Genomic DNA, 17,329 nt, shown 5'->3' on the forward strand with positions numbered 1-17,329 from the left:
TCGTGGTCAATGTTCGACCGTCTTGTCAGAGGCCTCCTCTAGCGTCACGGCCAACTGACCAACACCGGTCAACCGAATACCGGAAGAGATACGGAGACCTCATGGCGCCACAAGCCCTCGACCGCGAGAAAGCCCTCGAACTCGCGCTCGCACAGATCGAGAAGAGTCACGGCAAAGGTTCGGTAATGCGTCTCGGTGACGAGATACGCCAACCGATCTCGGTTATCCCGACCGGATCCATCGCCCTGGACGTGGCGCTGGGCATCGGTGGCCTGCCGCGCGGCCGCATTGTCGAGATCTACGGCCCGGAGTCCTCGGGTAAGACCACCGTCGCGCTGCACGCGGTGGCCAATGCCCAGGCTGCCGGCGGTATCGCGGCCTTCATCGACGCCGAGCACGCACTGGACCCCGACTACGCCAAGAAGCTCGGTGTCGACACCGACGCACTGCTGGTCAGCCAGCCCGACACCGGTGAACAGGCGCTCGAGATCGCCGACATGCTGATCCGCTCCGGCGCACTGGACATCCTGGTCATCGACTCGGTGGCAGCCCTGGTGCCGCGCGCCGAGATCGAGGGCGAGATGGGCGACAGCCACGTGGGCCTGCAGGCCCGGCTGATGAGCCAGGCGTTGCGCAAGATCACCGGCGCCCTGAGTAACTCGAACACCACCGCGATCTTCATCAACCAGCTGCGTGAAAAGATCGGCGTGATGTTCGGCTCGCCCGAAACCACCACGGGCGGTAAGGCGTTGAAGTTCTACTCCTCCATCCGGCTGGATGTGCGTCGCATCGAGACGCTCAAGGACGGCACCGACGCGGTCGGCAACCGCACCCGCTGCAAGGTCGTCAAGAACAAGATGGCCCCGCCGTTCAAGCAGGCCGAGTTCGATATCCTCTACGGCAAGGGGATCAGCCGTGAGGGCTCGCTCATCGACATGGGCGTCGACCATGGCTTCATCCGCAAGTCCGGATCGTGGTTCACCTACGAGGGTGAGCAGCTCGGGCAGGGCAAGGAGAACGCCCGCAACTTCCTGATCGAGAACCCCGACATCGGCAACGAGGTCGAGAAGAAGATCAAGGAGAAGCTCGGTATCGGCGCGGTGGTAACCGATGAACTCATCGACGACGTCCTGCCCACCCCAGTCGACTTCTGAGACCCGCGAAGAGCAGGCGCACGCGTTGTGCCTGCGCCTGCTCACCGCGCGGTCGCGGACTCGATCTGAACTGGCCGGACAGATGGCCAAGCGAGGATTTCCCGACGAGGTCGCCGCGACGGTACTGAATCGGCTGGCCGCTGTCGGCCTGATCGACGATGCGGACTTTGCCGAGCAATGGGTTCGGTCGCGGCGGGGTAGGGCTGGAAAAGGCAAGCGCGCCTTGGCCGCTGAGCTACGGACCAAGGGTGTCGACGACGAGCTGATCGCTGCGGCCCTCGACGGCATCGACGCAGGCGCCGAACGGCTGCGGGCCGAGCAATTGGTGGAGCAGAAGCTGCGCCGCGAGGCGCTGGCCGACGCCGATGACACCAAGGTGATGCGCAGGCTGGTCGGCATGCTGGCCCGGCGCGGTTACAACCAGAGCATGGCCGTAGCCGTGGTCAACGAGGGGTTGGCGGCCGAACGGGAACGCCGGCGGGTCTAGTCGTCGCTAAGCTTCGACCATGCGAATTTCGGCCAAGCTCGCGCCCACGTTCGACTATCCCGAGCTCGAACAGTTCTGGCGCGCCGCTGACGAACTCGGTTTCGAAGCGATCTGGAACTACGACCACTTCTACGGCCTCGTCGAGAACACCACACCGACCCATGAGGGGTGGACGACTCTCGCCGCGATGGGCGTCGTGATCCGGCAGGCCCGGATCGGCTGCATGGTCACCGGCGTGACCTATCGCAATCCGGCGATCCTGGCGAAGATGGCCGTGACGGTGGACCACATCAGCGGCGGACGGCTCGACTTCGGCATCGGCGCCGGCTGGCACGAGGCCGAGCATCGTGGTTACGGGCTCGAATTCCCCAGCCCCGGAACACGAGTCGCGATGCTCGACGAGGCGCTCACCGTCATCCGCCGGCTCTGGACCGAGGAGTCCGTCACCTTCGAAGGCAAGTTCTACACGCTGCACGACGCACTGTGTGAACCCAAGCCGGTGCAGCGCCCGCACCCGCCGATCGTCGTCGGTGGTACACAACCCAAGATGCTGCGCGTCATCGCACGCCATGCCGACGAATGGAACATGCCCAATCACGAGGGTCCGGAGCACTGGAGCAAGGTCAGCGCCCGGCTCGACGAAGCCTGTGCCGAGGTCGGCCGCGATCCGGCCGAGATCCGCCGCTCCGTTCAGCTCTTCCTGTATCCGCTCCAGCCCGAGCAGGTCGCAGCCCAGCTGGATTTGTTGCCGCAGTTCGCCGAATTAGGTTGCAAGCACGCGGTTTTGAGCTTTTATCAGCCGCCGTCGGTTGAGCTGCTCGCGCAGTGCGCGGCGCTGCGCTGGAAGTAGGTGAACCCGAAGGCGCGCAGGCTTTTCCACAGTCTCGGGTTCATCCACAGATTGATCGCTGGGTCAGTTTTTTGTCGGCGAGTCGGCATAGTATTAGAACATGTGTTCGATCGGTGCGGTGCGTGAGGCGCTTACCGCTGCGGTCGACACTTTGGCCGCTCTGGACTTTGACACCCTCGATCCGCCCGAACGGTTCGCGGTCTTGGAGTTGATCGAGACCCAGCAGCGGCGCCTGACGGCGATCTCACATGCCGGGGTGGCCCGGTTGGAGCAGTTCGAGGGGTGCCCGCCGGTCGGGATTGCATTGGCTGATGTGTTGCGGGTCAGTCCGCCGGAGGCCAAGCGTCGGATCCGCAACGCTGAGCAGTTAGCGCCGCGGACCACGTTGACCGGGGAACCGTTGCCACCGCTGTTGCCGGAAACATCTCAGGCGTGGCACGCCGGGCAGCTCGATGGTGAGCACCTGCGGGTGATCCAGAAGTTCTTCCACGACCTGCCCGACCACGTGCCGGCGGTGGAGGTCGAGAAGGCCGAGAAATCGTTGGCGGGGCATGCGGTGAATCTGCGTCCGGATCAGTTGGCGAAGGTCGCCTACCGGTTGGCGCTGCATCTCAATCCCGACGGGACGTTCTCCGATGAAGACCGCGCCCGCAAGCGCGGATTCGTATGGTGTGGCGGCCAACAGGTCGACGGCATGAGCGTCGGGAAATTGATCGCCGACCCCGAGCTGCGCTCAGAGCTCGACGCCTGGATGGCCAAATTCGCCGCCCCCGGCACGTGCAACCCAGCCGACGACAACCCCACCGTCAACCCCTCCGATGAGATCGTCGAGCGGGATGCGCGCAGTCATGGCCAACGTCAGCATGACGCCCTCAAAGCCCTGGTGCGCGGACAACTCGGGGACCCGAAATTCGGACAACACAACGGCTTACCCGTCACGGTGATCGTGACCGCCACCCTGCAAGACATCCAAAACAAAACCGGCTACGGCATCACCGCCAGCGGCGCCGTGGTCCCGATCTCAGACGTGATCCGGGTGAGCGCCCACGCCTACCACTACCTCGCCCTGTTCGACGGAGTCACCGGCAGAGCGTTGTGGCTCGGGCGCACCAAACGCATCGCTTCTGCCGACCAACGAATCATCCTGCACGCCAAGGACCGTGGCTGCACCCGACCCGGCTGCGACGCCCCCGGCTACCACTCCGTTGTCCACCACGCCGCAAAAGACTGGAAAAACGGCGGCAACACCGACATCAACGACCTCACCCTGGCCTGCCCGCCCGACAACCAACTCGTCGAAACCGGCGGCTGGGACACCCAAATACTTCCCAACTGCCAAACCCAATGGATCCCACCACCAGGACTCCCCATGCTCAAAGGCGGCATCAACGACTACCACCACCCCGAACGACTGCTCCCCAAAGACGACGACGCGGCCTAGTCGCCGGGCTCCAGTGCGGCCTGCGCGTGCATCGGGGCAGGAGTGCGTTTGGAGCGGCGCAGCCGTTTCTCCAGCTTTGTGGCCGCCACCGACAGCGCGAAGTTCACGCTGATCATCAACACGGCGATCACGATCAGCGCGGGAACGTAATTGCCGTAGGACGATCCGACGACCGTGCCCTGGCGGACCATCTCGACGAAGGTGATCTGGTAGCCGATCGCGGTGTCCTTAAGCACGACCACCAACTGCGACACCAGCACCGGCAGCATCGAGGTAATGGCCTGCGGCAACAGGATTGACCGCATCGTCTGCCCCGAGCGCAGGCCCAGCGCGGACGCCGCTTCGCCCTGGCCCCTGGGCAGTGAATTGACACCGGCGCGGACGATCTCGGCGATCACCGCGCCGTTGTAGAGCGTCAGGCCCGTCACCACGCCGGCCAGCGCCAGATACTTCGACGGGAAGGTGTCGTACAGCGCGAACAGGAAGTACGCGAAGATCATCATGATCAGCACGGGCACGGAGCGGAAGAACTCCACGATCACCGCCGACGGCCAACGGATGAAGCCGTTGTGCGACAGCCGTCCGACCCCGAGCAGGAACCCAAGGACCAGAGCGAGCACGATCGACAGCGCCGCGGCCGTCAAGGTGCCCTCGACGCCCGGCAGCACGTAGGTCGTCCACAGGTTGCCGGTCACGAACGGGTGCCATTTGGCTTCGGTCAGCTGCCCCTTGCTGGCCAACTTGGCGACCACCGCCCAGATCACCAGTGCGGCAACGACAATGGTGATGCCGCTGATGACACGGTTGCGGACCCGGGCCCGAGGCCCTGGCGCATCGAACAGAACTGACGCTGTACTCACCTGGCCACCGCCAGCCGCTTACCCAGCCACCCGAATAACAGGCCCAACGGCAGAGTCAGTATCACGAAGCCCAGCGCGAAGATCGTGCCCACCGTCACCAGCGCCGCGGTGTTCTCGGTCATCTCCTTCATCAGCAGCGCCGCCTCGGCCACCCCGATCGCCGAGGCGATCGTCGTGTTCTTGGTCAACGCGATCAGCACCGAGCCGAGCGGGATGAGCACCGACCGAAACGCTTGTGGCAACAGGATCATTCGCAGGTTCTGGCTGAACGTGAAACCCAGCGAGCGGGCCGCCTCGACTTGACCCAGCGGCACGGTGTTCACTCCGGAGCGCACCGTCTCGCAGACGAATGACGCCGTGTAAACCGTCAACCCGAGCACCGCCAGCCGAAAGTTACTGTCCTCAATGGACGATGCGGACTTCGGGTCCACCAGCGTGATACCCAGTGTCTGCGCCAACCCGAACGAGCAGAACAAGATGATCAGCGTCAGTGGGGTATTGCGCACCACGTTGACATACGCCGTGCCAAGCCAATTGAGCATCGGCACCGGCGCCAGCCGCATCGCGGCCAGCGCCGTGCCGAGTATCAGCGCTCCGATCGCGGAGAACACCGTGAGTTGAATCGTCGTCCAGAACGCCTCGAAGATCTGGCCGCGAAACTCGCTGAAGAGCTCCACGTCGGTATGGCCTCAGCAGCCGTCGAGTCCGGGCGGCGCCGGGGTCGCGATGCCGGCGGGGCCGAGGTTCTTGTCGAACGCGGCCTTCCAGGACCCGTCGGCTTCCATCTTCTTCAGCGCATCAGTGATCTTGGTGCACGTCGCCGTGTCACCCTTCTTCAGCCCGATGCCGTAGCGCTCCTCGGAGAACGGCTGGCCGACGATCTTGAATGCGCCGGGGGACTGCGCGGCGTACCCGGCCAGGATCACCTCATCGGTGGTCACCGCGTCGACCGCACCGTTCTTGAGCGCTTCCACGCAGGCCGAGTAGGTGTCGTACTGCTGCAGCTGGACACCGGGGTACTTGTCCTTGATCCGCTGCGCCGGCGTGGATCCACTGACCGAACACAGCTTCTTGTTGTTCTGCAGCGATTCCGCACCGGTGATGTCGGAGTTATCGGCCCGCACCAGCAGGCTCTGGCCGGTCACCAGATACGGTCCGGCGAAGCTGACCTTCTCCTTGCGGGCATCGGTGATCGAGTACGTCGCGACGATGTACTTCACCTGGTCGTTCTGGATCAGGGTCTCGCGCTGCCCGGACGGCGATTCTTTCCATTCGATCTTGTCCTCGGGGTAACCGAGTTCCTTGGCGACGTACTTGGCCACATCCACGTCGAAACCGCTCATCGTTCCGTCGGGTTTCTTCAACGCCAGACCGGGCTGGTCGAACTTGGTCCCGATCACCAGCTTGTCGCCGCTGCTGCCACCACCACCGCACCCGGTCGCGGTGAACGGCAACGCGGCAGCGAGCACAGCGGCACCGACGACCCGCCAGGAAAGACGGGAGCGGGAAAGACAGGAAGGTAAAGGCATGGTTCGGGTGTTCCTTTCGCCCTAGTGGTTGAGGATCTTGCCGAGAAAGTCTTTGGCGCGCTCGGAACGCGGATTGTCGAAGAACTCTCCTGGCACGGCGTCTTCGACGATCGCGCCATCGGCCATGAACACCACCCGGTTGGCGGCTTTACGGGCGAAGCCCATCTCGTGGGTCACCACCACCATCGTCATGCCTTCGGTTGCCAGCGAGGTCATCACCGCCAGCACCTCGTTGATCATCTCCGGGTCCAGCGCGCTGGTCGGCTCGTCGAACAGCATCACTTTCGGGTTCATCGCCAGCGAGCGGGCGATCGCGACCCGCTGCTGCTGACCGCCGGACAGCTGTGTGGGGTACTTGTCGGCCTGATTGGCCACCCCGACGCGTTCCAGCAACGCCAACGCGTTCTCGCGCGCCTTGTCCTTGCCGACCTTGCGCACCTTGACCGGTCCCAGAGCAACGTTTTCCAGGATCGTCTTGTGCGCAAAAAGGTTGAACGACTGGAAGACCATGCCCACGTCGGCGCGCAGTTGCGCGAGTTTGCGCCCCTCCGAAGGCAATTGCTCACCGTCGATGGTGATGGTGCCGGAATCGACGGTCTCAAGCCGGTTGATGGTGCGGCACAACGTCGATTTGCCCGAACCCGACGGGCCCAGCACTACGACCACCTGGCCGCGGTCGACCTCGAGGTCGATGTCCTTGAGCACGTGTAGCTCGCCGAAGTGCTTGTTGACGCCCTTAACCGAGATCATCGGCTCGTCGCCGCTGCGTCCCATACGTTCAGACCCTACCCAGGTAACCCCCAGATTGCCGAGCGTTGGCCGATCCGCGATTTCTCCACCACGCCAACCGCTCCGTACGATGAGCGTGTGACATCGGTGCTGACCAACGACCACCCGACGGGCGAAGTGCCCAGCTCGGGGGCTGGGCGCACCTACCAGGTCCGCACCTACGGCTGTCAGATGAACGTGCACGACTCCGAGCGGTTGGCCGGACTGCTCGAGGCCGCCGGCTATCAGCGCGCGCTCGAGGGCGCCGATGCCGACGTGGTGGTGTTCAACACCTGCGCCGTGCGCGAAAACGCTGACAACAAGCTGTACGGCAACATCAGCCACCTGGCGCCGCGCAAGCAGGCCGACCCGAATATGCAGATCGCGGTCGGCGGCTGCCTGGCGCAGAAGGATCGCGACGGCCTGCTGAAGAAGGCGCCGTGGGTCGACGTCGTCTTCGGCACCCACAACATGGGCTCGCTGCCGGCACTGCTCGAACGCGCGCGGCACAACCAGCAGGCTCAGGTCGAAATCGAAGAGTCCCTGCGGGAATTCCCATCCACGCTGCCGGCGGCCCGCGAATCCGCTTACGCGGCATGGGTTTCCATCTCGGTGGGCTGCAACAACACCTGTACGTTCTGCATCGTGCCGTCGCTGCGCGGCAAAGAGGTCGACCGCCGCCCCGGCGATATCCTCGCCGAGGTGCAGTCGCTGGTCGACCAGGGCGTCCTGGAGATCACCCTGCTCGGCCAGAATGTCAACGCCTACGGCGTCTCGTTCCAAGACGCGGACACCCTGCGTGATCGCGGCGCGTTCGCCGCACTGCTGCGCGACTGCGGGCGCATCGATGGACTGGAGCGGGTCCGGTTCACCTCGCCGCACCCGGCCGAATTCACCGACGACGTCATCGAAGCCATGGCGCAGACCGCGAATGTCTGCCCGGCCCTGCATATGCCGCTGCAATCCGGATCCGACCGCATGCTGCGGGCGATGCGACGGTCCTATCGCGCTGACAAATACCTCGGCATCATCGAGCGGGTGCGATCGGCGATGCCGGACGCGGCGATCACTACCGACATCATCGTCGGTTTTCCCGGCGAGACCGAAGACGACTTCGCGGCCACCCTCGACGTGGTGCGACAGGCCCGCTTCTCGACCGCGTTCACCTTCCAGTACTCGAAGCGTCCCGGCACCCCCGCCGCGGAGCTCGACGGCCAACTGTCCAAAGCTGTTGTGCAGGAACGTTATCAACGCCTGATCGAGCTGCAGGAGCAGATCTCCTTCGAGGAGAACACCGCCCAGATCGGCACGCAGGTCGAGCTTCTGGTGGCCACCGGAGAGGGTCGCAAGGACGCCAGCACCGCCCGGATGAGCGGGCGCGCCCGCGACGGCCGCCTGGTCCACTTCACGCCCGGCGAGACCGAGCCGCGGCCCGGTGACATCGTCACCACGACGGTGACCGGCGCGGCCCCGCACCACCTGATCGCCGACGCCCCGCTGTTCAGCCACCGTCGCACCCGGGCAGGCGACGCCCACGCCGCAGGCACGCGGCCCCGCACGATCGGGTTGGGGTTGCCCCCGGTGGGGCAGCCCCGCATCGAAGAATCGACGGGATGTTCGCGATGAGTCGCCCAGAAGACGATCGCCCACAAGATGATCGCCCACACGACGATGGAAGTGAGGCCTACCGATCTGATATCGAGGCCGCCGAACGCAAGGTGGCCGGCGAGATTCAGCCTGGCGCTCGTGCCATGGTCGTGGCCATCCTGGTATTCGTCCTGATGGTGTCGCTGATCCTGCCGCACACCGGCGGTGCGCGCGGACTCGATGTGCTGATCGGGGACAGCAAGGCGATCAGCGTCGGTATCGCACTGCCGTCCCGAATTTTTGTCTGGCTGGCCCTGGTGTTCGGTGTCGGCTTCTCGATGCTGGCGCTGTTGACCCGGCGCTGGGTGCTGGCCTGGTTCGCGCTGGCCGGTTCGGCCCTGTCCAGCGCGATCGGGCTGCTGGCCATCTGGTCGCGCCAGACCGCCGCGCACGGTCATCCCGGTCCGGGCCTCGGACTGCTGCTGGGCTGGTTCGCGGTGATCCTGCTGACTTTCCACTGGGCGCGCGTGGTGTGGACCCGCACCGCCGTGCAGCTGGCCGCCGAGGAGCAGCGGCGTAACGCGTCCGCCAAGAGTCAGTCGCGCACCCTGCTAGAGGATGTGGACCGCCGCGAGGGCAAGCAACCGCCGCCCGTGCCGGGTCCCAGCTAGCGCTTACCCAGCGACTCGACCGCCGCGTCGGCCCATTGCCGCCACTGCTCGGCATTGGCCCTGGCCGCTTCGGCATCCTTGGTGCGGCCCGCCGCGGTCGCCTTCTCCGCCTGTCGTTCGTATTGTTCGACGCGGGCCTGGAACTGCTCGGCGCGGGCCCTGGCCTCCGGATCGATCCGGCCGGCGTCGGCAGCGTCGCGCACCTTCTTCTCCACCGCGCGCAACCGGCGCTCCAGGTCGGCGGAGCGTTCCCGGGGCACCTTGCCGATCGCGTCCCACTTGTCGGTGAGGTGCCGCAACGCCGAGCGGGCCGAGTCGACGTTGGACGTGTCGAGTCTCTCGGCCTCGGCCAGCAACGCCTCCTTGGCGGTGGCGTTGGCCTGGAACTCACCGTCGCGCTCGGCGTTCACCGCATTGCGCGCGGCGAAGAACGTGTCCTGCGCGGCCTTGAACCGATGCCACAGGGTGTCGTCGACGTCCTTGGCCGCCCGCCCGGCCGCCTTCCACTCGGTCAGCAGATCGCGAAACGCCGTCGCGGTCGTCGACCAGTCGGTGGATCCGGAGAGCGCCTCGGCGCGCACGCAGAGTTCTTCCTTGGCCTGCCGGGCCCCGGCGCGTTCCCGGTCCAGATCGGCGAAGTGCGAGCCGCGCCGACGGTTGAACGTTTCGCGGGCCGCCGAATACCGCTTCCACAGCGCGTCGTCGGTCTTGCGGTCCAGGCCGGTGACGGTGCGCCACTCGTCGAGGATCGTGCGCAGCCGATCGCCGGCGGCCTTCCACTGCGTCGAGGTGTTGGCCAGTTCCTCGGCCTCCACGGCCAGCGCCTCTTTGCGGGCGGTCTGCTCGGCGCGGTGCTCGTCGCGGCGCGCGCGGTCGGCGGCGGCGGTTTCTTCGGCATGGTCGCGGATCGCAGCGAGCCGGTGGGTCAGGGCGTCGAGATCACCGAGAACGCTTGCGGTCGGCAGGGTTTCGGCCAGTGCGGCCGCCGCCGCCTTGATCTTGCGGGCATCGCCGGTGCCCGAGGCCAGCCGGGTTTCCATCAGCGTGATCTCGGTGGCCAGATCCTCGAAGCGCCGGCCGAAGTGGGCGAACGCGGCCTCGGTGTCGCCGGCCTGCCAGGAGCCGATGGAGCGCTCGCCGGTCGAGGTGATCAGCCATACCGTGCCGTCGTCGTCGACCCGGCCGAACCGGTGCGGGTCACTGGACGGCGGCACCGACAGTGGGGCAGTGGGAGGGTGGGCTTTGGGTACCGGCCGTGGTCCCGGACGCGGTCCCGGCCTCGGGGGTCCGCCGGCGTTGGGTTCGTCGATGGTCATGGACTCGCCTCCCTGCCCTCCGCGCGGTGATCCCGCGCATCTGCCGCGCAACGCGGCGCCACTGGTGCATGACTGACGCCCCCTGCGATTGCGGGTGGCCGTCCTCGTTGGTATTGAACCAGGTCGATGCCACATATGCGCCCGGGTTGGCAGGTCTGAGGTTGCGGACCGCGGTGATCGCCGGGCAGGCTGGCGGCTTTGAGGGCGGAGGAGATCGGTCATGGCAAAGGCGGATATCGCAGTCCTGCTTGCGTTGTGCGCCGCGTTCTTCATCGCGATCGGTGATGTGATTCAGCAGCGCTCGACGCATGAAGTCACCGACGAACAGCTGAGCCCGATCGAGTTGTTCACCCGACTGCTGCGCGACAAGACCTGGTGGGTGGGCAGTCTGGTCGGTGGTTTGGGGTTCGGATTCCAGGCCGCCGCGCTCGGTTTCGGGTCCGTACTGCTGGTCCAGGCCCTGCTGGTCACCTCGCTGCTGTTCGCGCTGCCGTTGAGCGCCTACTTCGCGCACCGGCGGGTCAGCCGCTCCCAGTGGCTGTGGGCAGTGCTGCTGGCCGCGTCGGTGGCGGTGATCGTGACCGTCGGCAACCCCACCGAGGGGCATTCCCGCGCCGGCCTGGAATTGTGGATCTGGGTGGCCGCGATCATGGGCCCGGCGTGGGCGCTCTGCGTGATCGGGGCCCGCGTGTGGGGCGGAGGGCAGGAGCGAAGCGACCCGGGAAATGGCCGGGGTAAGCCCGTCGCTGCGGTGCTGCTGGCGCTGGTCTCCGGCTCGCTGTGGGGGTTGTTCGCGGTCCTCACCAAGGGCGTCGTCGGCCGATTCGAGCACGGTATCGAGGCGGTGCTGGTCAGCCCGGAGCTGTACGCGTGGGCGTTGGTGGCGGTCGCCGCCACCATGTGGCAACAGTCGTCGTTCCGGGCGGGCTCGATGGCGGCCTCGTTGCCGACGATGACAGTCGCCGAACCGATCGTCGGCTCGGTCCTTGGCATCTTCGTACTCGGCGAGACATTGCGGCCCGGCGACGCCGGCTGGTTCGTGCTGATCGTCGCGGTGGCGGCCATGGTGGTCGCGACGGCGGCGCTGGCGCGTGGCGAGGTCACGTCGACAGACGCGCCCGCCGCTGAGAAAGTCCCCGGCTGACGGCCACTACCGTGTGTGGCGTGTTGTCCGCGATCGCCCTGACGCCATCGGCGCCCGTCCTGGTGCCCGAACTGGCCGGCGCCGCGGCGGCCGAGGTGGCCGAATTCCGCGCCGCGGCACTGGCGGCCGCCGCCGAGCTGCCGGATCGGTGGATCGCCGTCGGCGTCGGCCCGGACGATCAGGTCATCGGCCCCGATGCCAGGGGAACGTTCGCCGGCTACGGCGTGGACGTCCCCGTCACGCTGTCACCGGACGCGGGCCCCGCGGTGAGTGCGCTGCCGTTGTGCGCGCTGTTCACCGGCTGGCTGCGCGGGCAGATCAACCCGTCGGCCCGCGCGCAGGTCCGGGTGTACCGCGCCGATCACGACGCCGACACCGCGGTCGCATTGGGCCGGGCCCTGCGCGCCGAGATCGACGCCGCCACCGATCCGGTCGGGGTGCTCGTGGTGGCCGACGGTGCCAACACGCTGACACCGTCCGCGCCCGGCGGATACGACCCGGACGCCGAGCCGGTCCAGGGGGCGCTCGACGACGCGCTGGCCCGCGGCGATGCCGCCGCCCTGACTCGGCTGCCCCGGGGCATCGTCGGGCGGGTCGGCTATCAGGTGCTGGCCGGGCTGACCGAACCCGGGCTGCGGGAGGCCAAGGAGCTGGTGCGGGGCGCGCCGTACGGGGTGGGGTACTTCGTCGGCGTCTGGGCTCCGGAGGGCAGGAGCGAAGCGACCCGGGAATTGACCGAGTGAGACCTGTAGCGGTGATCGGGCCGACCGGCACCGGCAAGTCCCAGCTGGCTCTGGACGTCGCCGAGCGCTTGGGCGGCGAGATCGTGAACGCCGATGCCATGCAGCAGTACCGCGGGATGGACATCGGCACCGCGAAGCTCACCGTCGCCGAACGCGGCGGCATCCCGCACCACCAGCTCGACGTGCTCGACGTCGCCCAGACTGCGACCGTCGCGCGCTACCAGGAGGCCGCAGGCGCCGACGTCGAGGCCATCGCGGCCCGCGGTGTGCCGCCGGTCATCGTGGGCGGCTCGATGCTCTACATCCAGTCGCTGCTCGACGAATGGGCCTTCCCGGCCACCGACCCCGAGGTGCGCGCCCGGTGGGAAGCGCAACTCGCCGAGATCGGCGTCGCCGCGTTGCACGCCGAGCTGGGCCGCCGCGACCCGGCCGCCGCGGCCGCGATCCTGGCCACCGACGGCCGGCGGATCGTGCGGGCGCTGGAGGTGGTCGAGCTGACCGGCCAGCCGTTCGCCGCGTCGGCACCCCGCATCGGGGCACCCCGCTGGGACACGCTGATCATCGGATTGGACTGGCCGACAAGCGTTCTCGATGAACGTCTGGCGCAGCGCACCGACGCGATGTTCGACACCGGTCTGGTCGACGAGGTGCGCAGGCTGCTGGACTGCGGGCTCCGCCAGGGCGTGACGGCCGCCCGCGCACTCGGCTACGCACAGGTGATCGACGCGCTGGACGCCGGTGGCACCGATGAGCAGCTGGCGCAGGCCCGGGAGCTCACGTTCATCGGGACCCGCCGCTATGTGCGACGGCAGCGGTCGTGGTTTCGCCGTGACCATCGCATCCACTGGCTCGACGGCGCGGCCGCCGGTCTCGCCGACGAGGTGATCGCCCGGTGGCGGCACGTATCCTGATCAGGTGATCTTCACCAAGGGGCACGGCACGGAGAACGACTTTGTGCTGCTGCCCGACCTGGACGCACAGCTTGAGCTGGCACCCGCCGCGGTGACGGCGCTCTGCGACCGGCGCCAGGGCCTGGGCGCCGATGGCGTCCTGCGAGTCACCACCGCAGGCGCGGTCGTCGCCGCGGGCGTGCTGGACCGGCTGCCCGAGGGCGTCGACGCCGGTGACTGGTACATGGACTATCGCAACGCCGACGGCTCGATCGCCCAGATGTGCGGCAACGGCGTGCGGGTGTTCGCGCACTACCTGCGGGCCAGCGGCCTGGAGCCGCGTGACGAGTTCGTGGTCGGCTCGCTGGCCGGGCCGCGACCGGTCATCGTGCACCACGCCGACTCGCTCGACGCCGAGGTCACCGTCGACATGGGCAAGGTCAACCTGCTCGGAACCGGCACCGCGACCGTCGGTGGCCGGCACTTCAGCGGGGTCGGCGTCGACGTCGGCAACCCGCACCTGGCCTGCCTGGATCCCGGTCTGTCCGAGGCGGCGCTGGCCGCCCTCGACGTGGCCGCGCCGGTGCAGTTCGACCGCGGGCAGTTCCCCGACGGCGTCAACGTCGAGGTCCTGACCATCGCCCGTGACGGCGCGGTCAGCATGCGGGTGCACGAACGCGGTGTCGGCGAGACCCGGTCATGCGGCACCGGGACGGTGGCCGCCGCGGTCGCCGCCCTGGCACACCTCAACATGACGACCGGCACCCTGCGGGTGCGCGTCCCCGGCGGGGAGGTCACCGTCGAAGTCAGCCACACCAGCAGCTCGCTGCGCGGACCGTCGTGCCTGGTGGCGCATGGCGAGGTGGCCGACACGTGGTGGGCGGCACAGAGCTGACGGCGGTTTATTGGTCTGACGGCTCGTTCTTGGAACTGACGGCACGTTATTCGGATGCGCGACGTTGGACGGGCGTGACACCATCGATGACAACTCATGACACTGAAGGCCTATGACAAAACCTGACTTTCCCGACCCCAGCGTCGGCGAACTCGCGCTCGAAGACCGTGCTGCGCTCAAGCGTGTCGCCGGGCTATCCACCGAACTCACCGACATCTCCGAGGTCGAGTACCGCCAGCTGCGGCTGGAGCGGGTCGTCCTGGTGGGGGTGTGGACACAAGGCACTGCCGCCGACTCCGAGGCCAGCATGACCGAGTTGGCCGCGCTGGCCGAGACCGCCGGCTCCGAGGTGCTCGAAGGACTGATCCAGCGCCGCGACAAACCCGATCCCTCCACCTACATCGGCTCGGGCAAGGCCCAGGAGCTGCGTGAGGTCGTGATCGCCACCGGCGCCGACACCGTGATCTGCGACGGCGAGCTCAGCCCCGCCCAGCTCAATTCGCTGGAAAAGGTGGTGAAGGTCAAGGTCATCGACCGGACCGCACTGATCCTGGACATCTTCGCCCAGCACGCCACCAGTGCCGAAGGCAAGGCGCAGGTGGCCTACGCGCAGATGGAGTACATGCTGCCCCGGCTGCGCGGCTGGGGTGAATCGATGTCGCGGCAGGGCGGCGGCGCGGGCGGCAGCGGCGGCGGGGTCGGCACCCGCGGGCCGGGTGAGACCAAGATCGAGACCGACCGGCGTCGCATTCGCGAACGAATGTCCAAGCTGCGCCGCGAGATCAAGGACATGAAGCAGATCCGCGACACTCAGCGCAGCCGCCGGTTGCACAGTGACGTGGCGTCCGTCGCGATCGTCGGCTACACCAACGCCGGCAAGTCCAGCCTGCTCAACGCCCTGACCGGCGCCGGTGTTCTGGTGCAGAACGCGCTGTTCGCCACGCTCGAACCGACCACTCGCCGTGGCGAATTCGACGACGGCCGGCCGTTCGTCCTCACCGACACCGTCGGGTTCGTCCGGCACTTGCCGACCCAGCTGGTCGAGGCATTCCGCTCCACCCTGGAAGAGGTGCTCGACGCCGATCTACTGGTGCATGTCGTCGACGGATCCGACAGCAATCCGCTGGCGCAGATCGAGGCGGTGCGTCAGGTCATCCGCGATGTGCAGAACGACCACCACGCGCCGCCGCCGTCGGAGTTGTTGGTGGTCAACAAGATTGACGCCGCCAACGAGCTGATGCTGGCCCAGCTGCGAAAGGCGCTGCCGGGTGCGGTGTTCGTCTCCGCACACACCGGCGAGGGTCTGCCGCGCCTGCGTGCCCGACTCGGCGAGCTCGTCGAACCGCGGGAGATCGCCGTCGACGTGACGATCCCGTACGACCGGGGCGATCTGGTGGCCCGGCTGCACAGCGACGGGCACGTCGATGCCGTCGAGCACACCGAGGCGGGCACCCGCCTCAAGGCACGCGTGCCCGCGGCGCTGGCGGCGAGCCTGCGCCAGTACAGCGGCTAGGCGGCGTTCGCCGCTTCGCCGTGCCCGGAATTGCTTGCCGCCGCGGGCTTTCCGCTCTTGGCGGTGCTGGCTTTGGCGGCCTTGGGGGACCGGCTGCTGATCGTGTTCTTCTCATCGTCGCCGATCGTGGCCCGGCCCGGCTTGACCGCCGCGCTGCCACGGGTCGACGGCGCGGCCTTGTGCTGCACCGGCTTCGACACAGGTGTGGCGACCGGCTGGCTGGGGCTGGCCGCCGCCAACGTCGTTGCGGGGGCAGGGGCGGCCGGCGCCCCTGGCACTGCGACGCCCACATCGCCGAGTGCGTCGTGGATGCCCTGGACGACCGCCTTGGCGAGGTCGACGGTCAACTTCACCGGGTTGATCGGCGTGAAGATGTTGAACGGTGTCGGCTGGCCGTAATTGCTTCGGTCATAACCGGTTTCGATCAGAACCCGGGTGACCGGCGAGATCAGATCCACGAGGGGCTTCATGATTGCGCTGGTGCCGGTCGCCACGCCGGTGTCCAGCAGTGCCTGCATGAGCGGCAGGGTCTTGGCCGGGATCGTGATGTACAGCGTGTCGTTGAACGTCTGGCAGTTCTTCGGGCTCTGCGAGCAGTCCATCGCTGCCTCGAGTTCGGGAATCGTGTACCCGTAGGGGAGTGCGGTCGACGGCTCGGTGCCCCGCGGCGACAGGTACGTCCCGTGGACGTACCAGAATCCGAAGAGTGCGTTCAGGTCGGCCAGCACGTTGAGCGGGTTGGCCGGGAAATCGGCCACTCCGTCGTACTGGAACGCGATATCGGTGGTGTTCACGCCGGGCTGCACCGTGGTGTCAGTGGGTGTCGGCTGGCCGAAGGTGGCGTCCAGGATCGGGACGGTGCCCAGCGCCGCCAGCCGCTCGAACAGGCCGCCGTTGGGGCGGTTGGGGTCACCGATCAGGACGAAGGAGTACTTGGCGGGGATGAACCCGCCGTTCGCGTCGGCGAGCTGTCGCTTGACGATGCTCGAGACTGTCGCGCCTTGCGAATAGCCGAAGATGACGACGTCCTCGCTGGGATCGACGGCGTCGATCTGGGTATTGAGGCTCTGCACCCCGCTGGCCACCGACACGTTCCACTTCGCCCCGTTCAAACCGCCCCAGCCCGCGAAGGGGAACGGCCAGAACTGCGCGATGTAGGGGACCGGCTCGGGCGTACACACCGTCGCGCACGCGGGATCCAGCGGCTGGATGTAGTAATTCACCGCGTTCTGCATGTAGTTGGTGCCCAGCGGCGGCACGGCCGGGTTCGGGGTGCCGGTGCCGGGGACGATCAGCGCCACTGCGGCGAGACTGACGGCAGCGGTGATCGTGCTGGTCACCGCGAGGACGACCGCGGCGATCATCGCCAGGGCGGCCACCGCCGTCGAGCGGATGGCGGAACGGAGGGTACGGCGCATCAGCAAACCTTCTTCGTCAATAGCGAGATTGCCGAAATCGTCCCATTAGCGGACTTATGCCCG

General features: G+C 67.3%; 17 protein-coding genes. 11 read left to right on the top strand and 6 right to left on the bottom strand.

What is annotated here, in order from left to right; all coding sequences use genetic code 11:
- The first annotated feature begins 101 nt into the window (after positions 1 to 101).
- The 4 genes from recA to SLQ31_RS11510 all read left to right on the top strand — a co-directional run bounded on the left by recA (position 102) and on the right by SLQ31_RS11510 (position 3,932).
- Positions 102 to 1,154, top strand: coding sequence for a recombinase RecA (gene recA / locus SLQ31_RS11495; RefSeq protein ID WP_319432365.1), 1,053 nt, complete (start codon positions 102 to 104; stop codon positions 1,152 to 1,154).
- Positions 1,111 to 1,641: a recombination regulator RecX gene (gene recX / locus SLQ31_RS11500; protein WP_319432367.1), complete on the top strand. Its 531-nt coding sequence runs from the start codon at positions 1,111 to 1,113 to the stop codon at positions 1,639 to 1,641. Before recA ends, recX begins: the two co-directional genes overlap by 44 nt.
- A gap of 19 nt (positions 1,642 to 1,660) precedes the next feature.
- Complete coding sequence (locus tag SLQ31_RS11505) at positions 1,661 to 2,491, top strand: TIGR03560 family F420-dependent LLM class oxidoreductase (protein ID WP_319432369.1); 831 nt, start codon at positions 1,661 to 1,663, stop codon at positions 2,489 to 2,491.
- A 100-nt stretch (positions 2,492 to 2,591) separates the two neighbouring features.
- Positions 2,592 to 3,932, top strand: a complete 1,341-nt coding sequence (locus SLQ31_RS11510) for an HNH endonuclease signature motif containing protein (RefSeq protein ID WP_319432370.1) — start codon at positions 2,592 to 2,594, stop codon at positions 3,930 to 3,932.
- On the opposite strand, the gene SLQ31_RS11515 is transcribed toward SLQ31_RS11510, so the two are convergent.
- From SLQ31_RS11515 to SLQ31_RS11530, 4 genes are read right to left on the bottom strand one after another with little or no spacing between them, the layout of a single operon-like run.
- A complete protein-coding gene (locus SLQ31_RS11515; protein ID WP_319432372.1) occupies positions 3,929 to 4,792 on the bottom strand; it encodes an amino acid ABC transporter permease in 864 nt (287 codons plus the stop codon). The genes SLQ31_RS11510 and SLQ31_RS11515 overlap by 4 nt on opposite strands.
- Positions 4,789 to 5,469 (bottom strand): amino acid ABC transporter permease, encoded by a 681-nt coding sequence (locus SLQ31_RS11520; protein WP_319432374.1) that lies wholly within the window; start codon positions 5,467 to 5,469, stop codon positions 4,789 to 4,791. The genes SLQ31_RS11515 and SLQ31_RS11520 overlap by 4 nt, the downstream gene beginning before the upstream one ends.
- A gap of 12 nt (positions 5,470 to 5,481) precedes the next feature.
- A complete protein-coding gene (locus SLQ31_RS11525; RefSeq protein ID WP_319432376.1) occupies positions 5,482 to 6,321 on the bottom strand; it encodes a glutamate ABC transporter substrate-binding protein in 840 nt (279 codons plus the stop codon).
- A 21-nt stretch (positions 6,322 to 6,342) separates the two neighbouring features.
- Complete coding sequence (locus SLQ31_RS11530) at positions 6,343 to 7,071, bottom strand: amino acid ABC transporter ATP-binding protein (protein WP_319433056.1); 729 nt, start codon at positions 7,069 to 7,071, stop codon at positions 6,343 to 6,345.
- A 117-nt stretch (positions 7,072 to 7,188) separates the two neighbouring features.
- On the opposite strand from SLQ31_RS11530, the gene miaB reads away from it, so the two are divergent.
- Entirely contained in the window at positions 7,189 to 8,715 is a 1,527-nt protein-coding gene (miaB, locus tag SLQ31_RS11535; RefSeq protein ID WP_319432378.1) for a tRNA (N6-isopentenyl adenosine(37)-C2)-methylthiotransferase MiaB, read from the top strand.
- Positions 8,703 to 9,347: a hypothetical protein gene (locus SLQ31_RS11540; protein WP_413641773.1), complete on the top strand. Its 645-nt coding sequence runs from the start codon at positions 8,703 to 8,705 to the stop codon at positions 9,345 to 9,347. Before miaB ends, SLQ31_RS11540 begins: the two co-directional genes overlap by 13 nt.
- Here the strand turns inward: SLQ31_RS11540 and SLQ31_RS11545 are convergent.
- On the bottom strand, positions 9,344 to 10,663 hold the full coding sequence (locus SLQ31_RS11545) for a DUF349 domain-containing protein (RefSeq protein WP_319432381.1): 1,320 nt from the start codon (positions 10,661 to 10,663) through the stop codon (positions 9,344 to 9,346). The two genes, SLQ31_RS11540 and SLQ31_RS11545, sit on opposite strands and share 4 nt — an antisense overlap.
- A gap of 220 nt (positions 10,664 to 10,883) precedes the next feature.
- On the opposite strand from SLQ31_RS11545, the gene SLQ31_RS11550 reads away from it, so the two are divergent.
- From SLQ31_RS11550 to hflX, 5 genes are all read left to right on the top strand, one after another.
- The gene (locus tag SLQ31_RS11550) at positions 10,884 to 11,807 is read left to right on the top strand and encodes a DMT family transporter (RefSeq protein ID WP_319432383.1); all 924 of its coding nucleotides are present in this window, start codon (positions 10,884 to 10,886) and stop codon (positions 11,805 to 11,807) included.
- A 20-nt stretch (positions 11,808 to 11,827) separates the two neighbouring features.
- Positions 11,828 to 12,550, top strand: a complete 723-nt coding sequence (locus SLQ31_RS11555) for a hypothetical protein (protein WP_319432385.1) — start codon at positions 11,828 to 11,830, stop codon at positions 12,548 to 12,550.
- Positions 12,547 to 13,461 (top strand): tRNA (adenosine(37)-N6)-dimethylallyltransferase MiaA, encoded by a 915-nt coding sequence (gene miaA, locus SLQ31_RS11560; RefSeq protein ID WP_319432387.1) that lies wholly within the window; start codon positions 12,547 to 12,549, stop codon positions 13,459 to 13,461. The genes SLQ31_RS11555 and miaA overlap by 4 nt, the downstream gene beginning before the upstream one ends.
- Positions 13,462 to 13,465: 4 nt before the next feature.
- The gene (dapF, locus tag SLQ31_RS11565) at positions 13,466 to 14,335 is read left to right on the top strand and encodes a diaminopimelate epimerase (protein ID WP_319432389.1); all 870 of its coding nucleotides are present in this window, start codon (positions 13,466 to 13,468) and stop codon (positions 14,333 to 14,335) included.
- Positions 14,336 to 14,447: 112 nt separating this feature from the next.
- On the top strand, positions 14,448 to 15,848 hold the full coding sequence (gene hflX / locus SLQ31_RS11570; RefSeq protein WP_319432391.1) for a GTPase HflX: 1,401 nt from the start codon (positions 14,448 to 14,450) through the stop codon (positions 15,846 to 15,848).
- Here the strand turns inward: hflX and SLQ31_RS11575 are convergent.
- The gene (locus SLQ31_RS11575; protein WP_319432393.1) at positions 15,845 to 17,266 is read right to left on the bottom strand and encodes a PE-PPE domain-containing protein; all 1,422 of its coding nucleotides are present in this window, start codon (positions 17,264 to 17,266) and stop codon (positions 15,845 to 15,847) included. The two genes, hflX and SLQ31_RS11575, sit on opposite strands and share 4 nt — an antisense overlap.
- Positions 17,267 to 17,329 lie beyond the last annotated feature (63 nt).

The sequence above is a fragment of the Mycobacterium sp. RTGN5 genome (assembly GCF_033804465.1).
GTDB lineage: Bacteria > Actinomycetota > Actinomycetes > Mycobacteriales > Mycobacteriaceae > Mycobacterium.

Excerpts from the sequence above, each read along its gene's own strand:
- recA (WP_319432365.1), top strand. The coding sequence starts at position 102 with ATGGCGCCACAAGCCCTCGACCGCGAGAAAGCCCTCGAACTCGCGCTC.
- recX (WP_319432367.1), top strand. The coding sequence starts at position 1,111 with ATGAACTCATCGACGACGTCCTGCCCACCCCAGTCGACTTCTGAGACC.
- SLQ31_RS11505 (WP_319432369.1), top strand. The coding sequence starts at position 1,661 with ATGCGAATTTCGGCCAAGCTCGCGCCCACGTTCGACTATCCCGAGCTC.
- SLQ31_RS11510 (WP_319432370.1), top strand. The coding sequence starts at position 2,592 with ATGTGTTCGATCGGTGCGGTGCGTGAGGCGCTTACCGCTGCGGTCGAC.
- SLQ31_RS11525 (WP_319432376.1), bottom strand. The coding sequence starts at position 6,321 with ATGCCTTTACCTTCCTGTCTTTCCCGCTCCCGTCTTTCCTGGCGGGTC.
- SLQ31_RS11530 (WP_319433056.1), bottom strand. The coding sequence starts at position 7,071 with ATGATCTCGGTTAAGGGCGTCAACAAGCACTTCGGCGAGCTACACGTG.
- SLQ31_RS11540 (WP_413641773.1), top strand. The coding sequence starts at position 8,703 with ATGTTCGCGATGAGTCGCCCAGAAGACGATCGCCCACAAGATGATCGC.
- SLQ31_RS11545 (WP_319432381.1), bottom strand. The coding sequence starts at position 10,663 with ATGACCATCGACGAACCCAACGCCGGCGGACCCCCGAGGCCGGGACCG.
- SLQ31_RS11550 (WP_319432383.1), top strand. The coding sequence starts at position 10,884 with ATGGCAAAGGCGGATATCGCAGTCCTGCTTGCGTTGTGCGCCGCGTTC.
- hflX (WP_319432391.1), top strand. The coding sequence starts at position 14,448 with ATGACAAAACCTGACTTTCCCGACCCCAGCGTCGGCGAACTCGCGCTC.
- SLQ31_RS11575 (WP_319432393.1), bottom strand. The coding sequence starts at position 17,266 with ATGCGCCGTACCCTCCGTTCCGCCATCCGCTCGACGGCGGTGGCCGCC.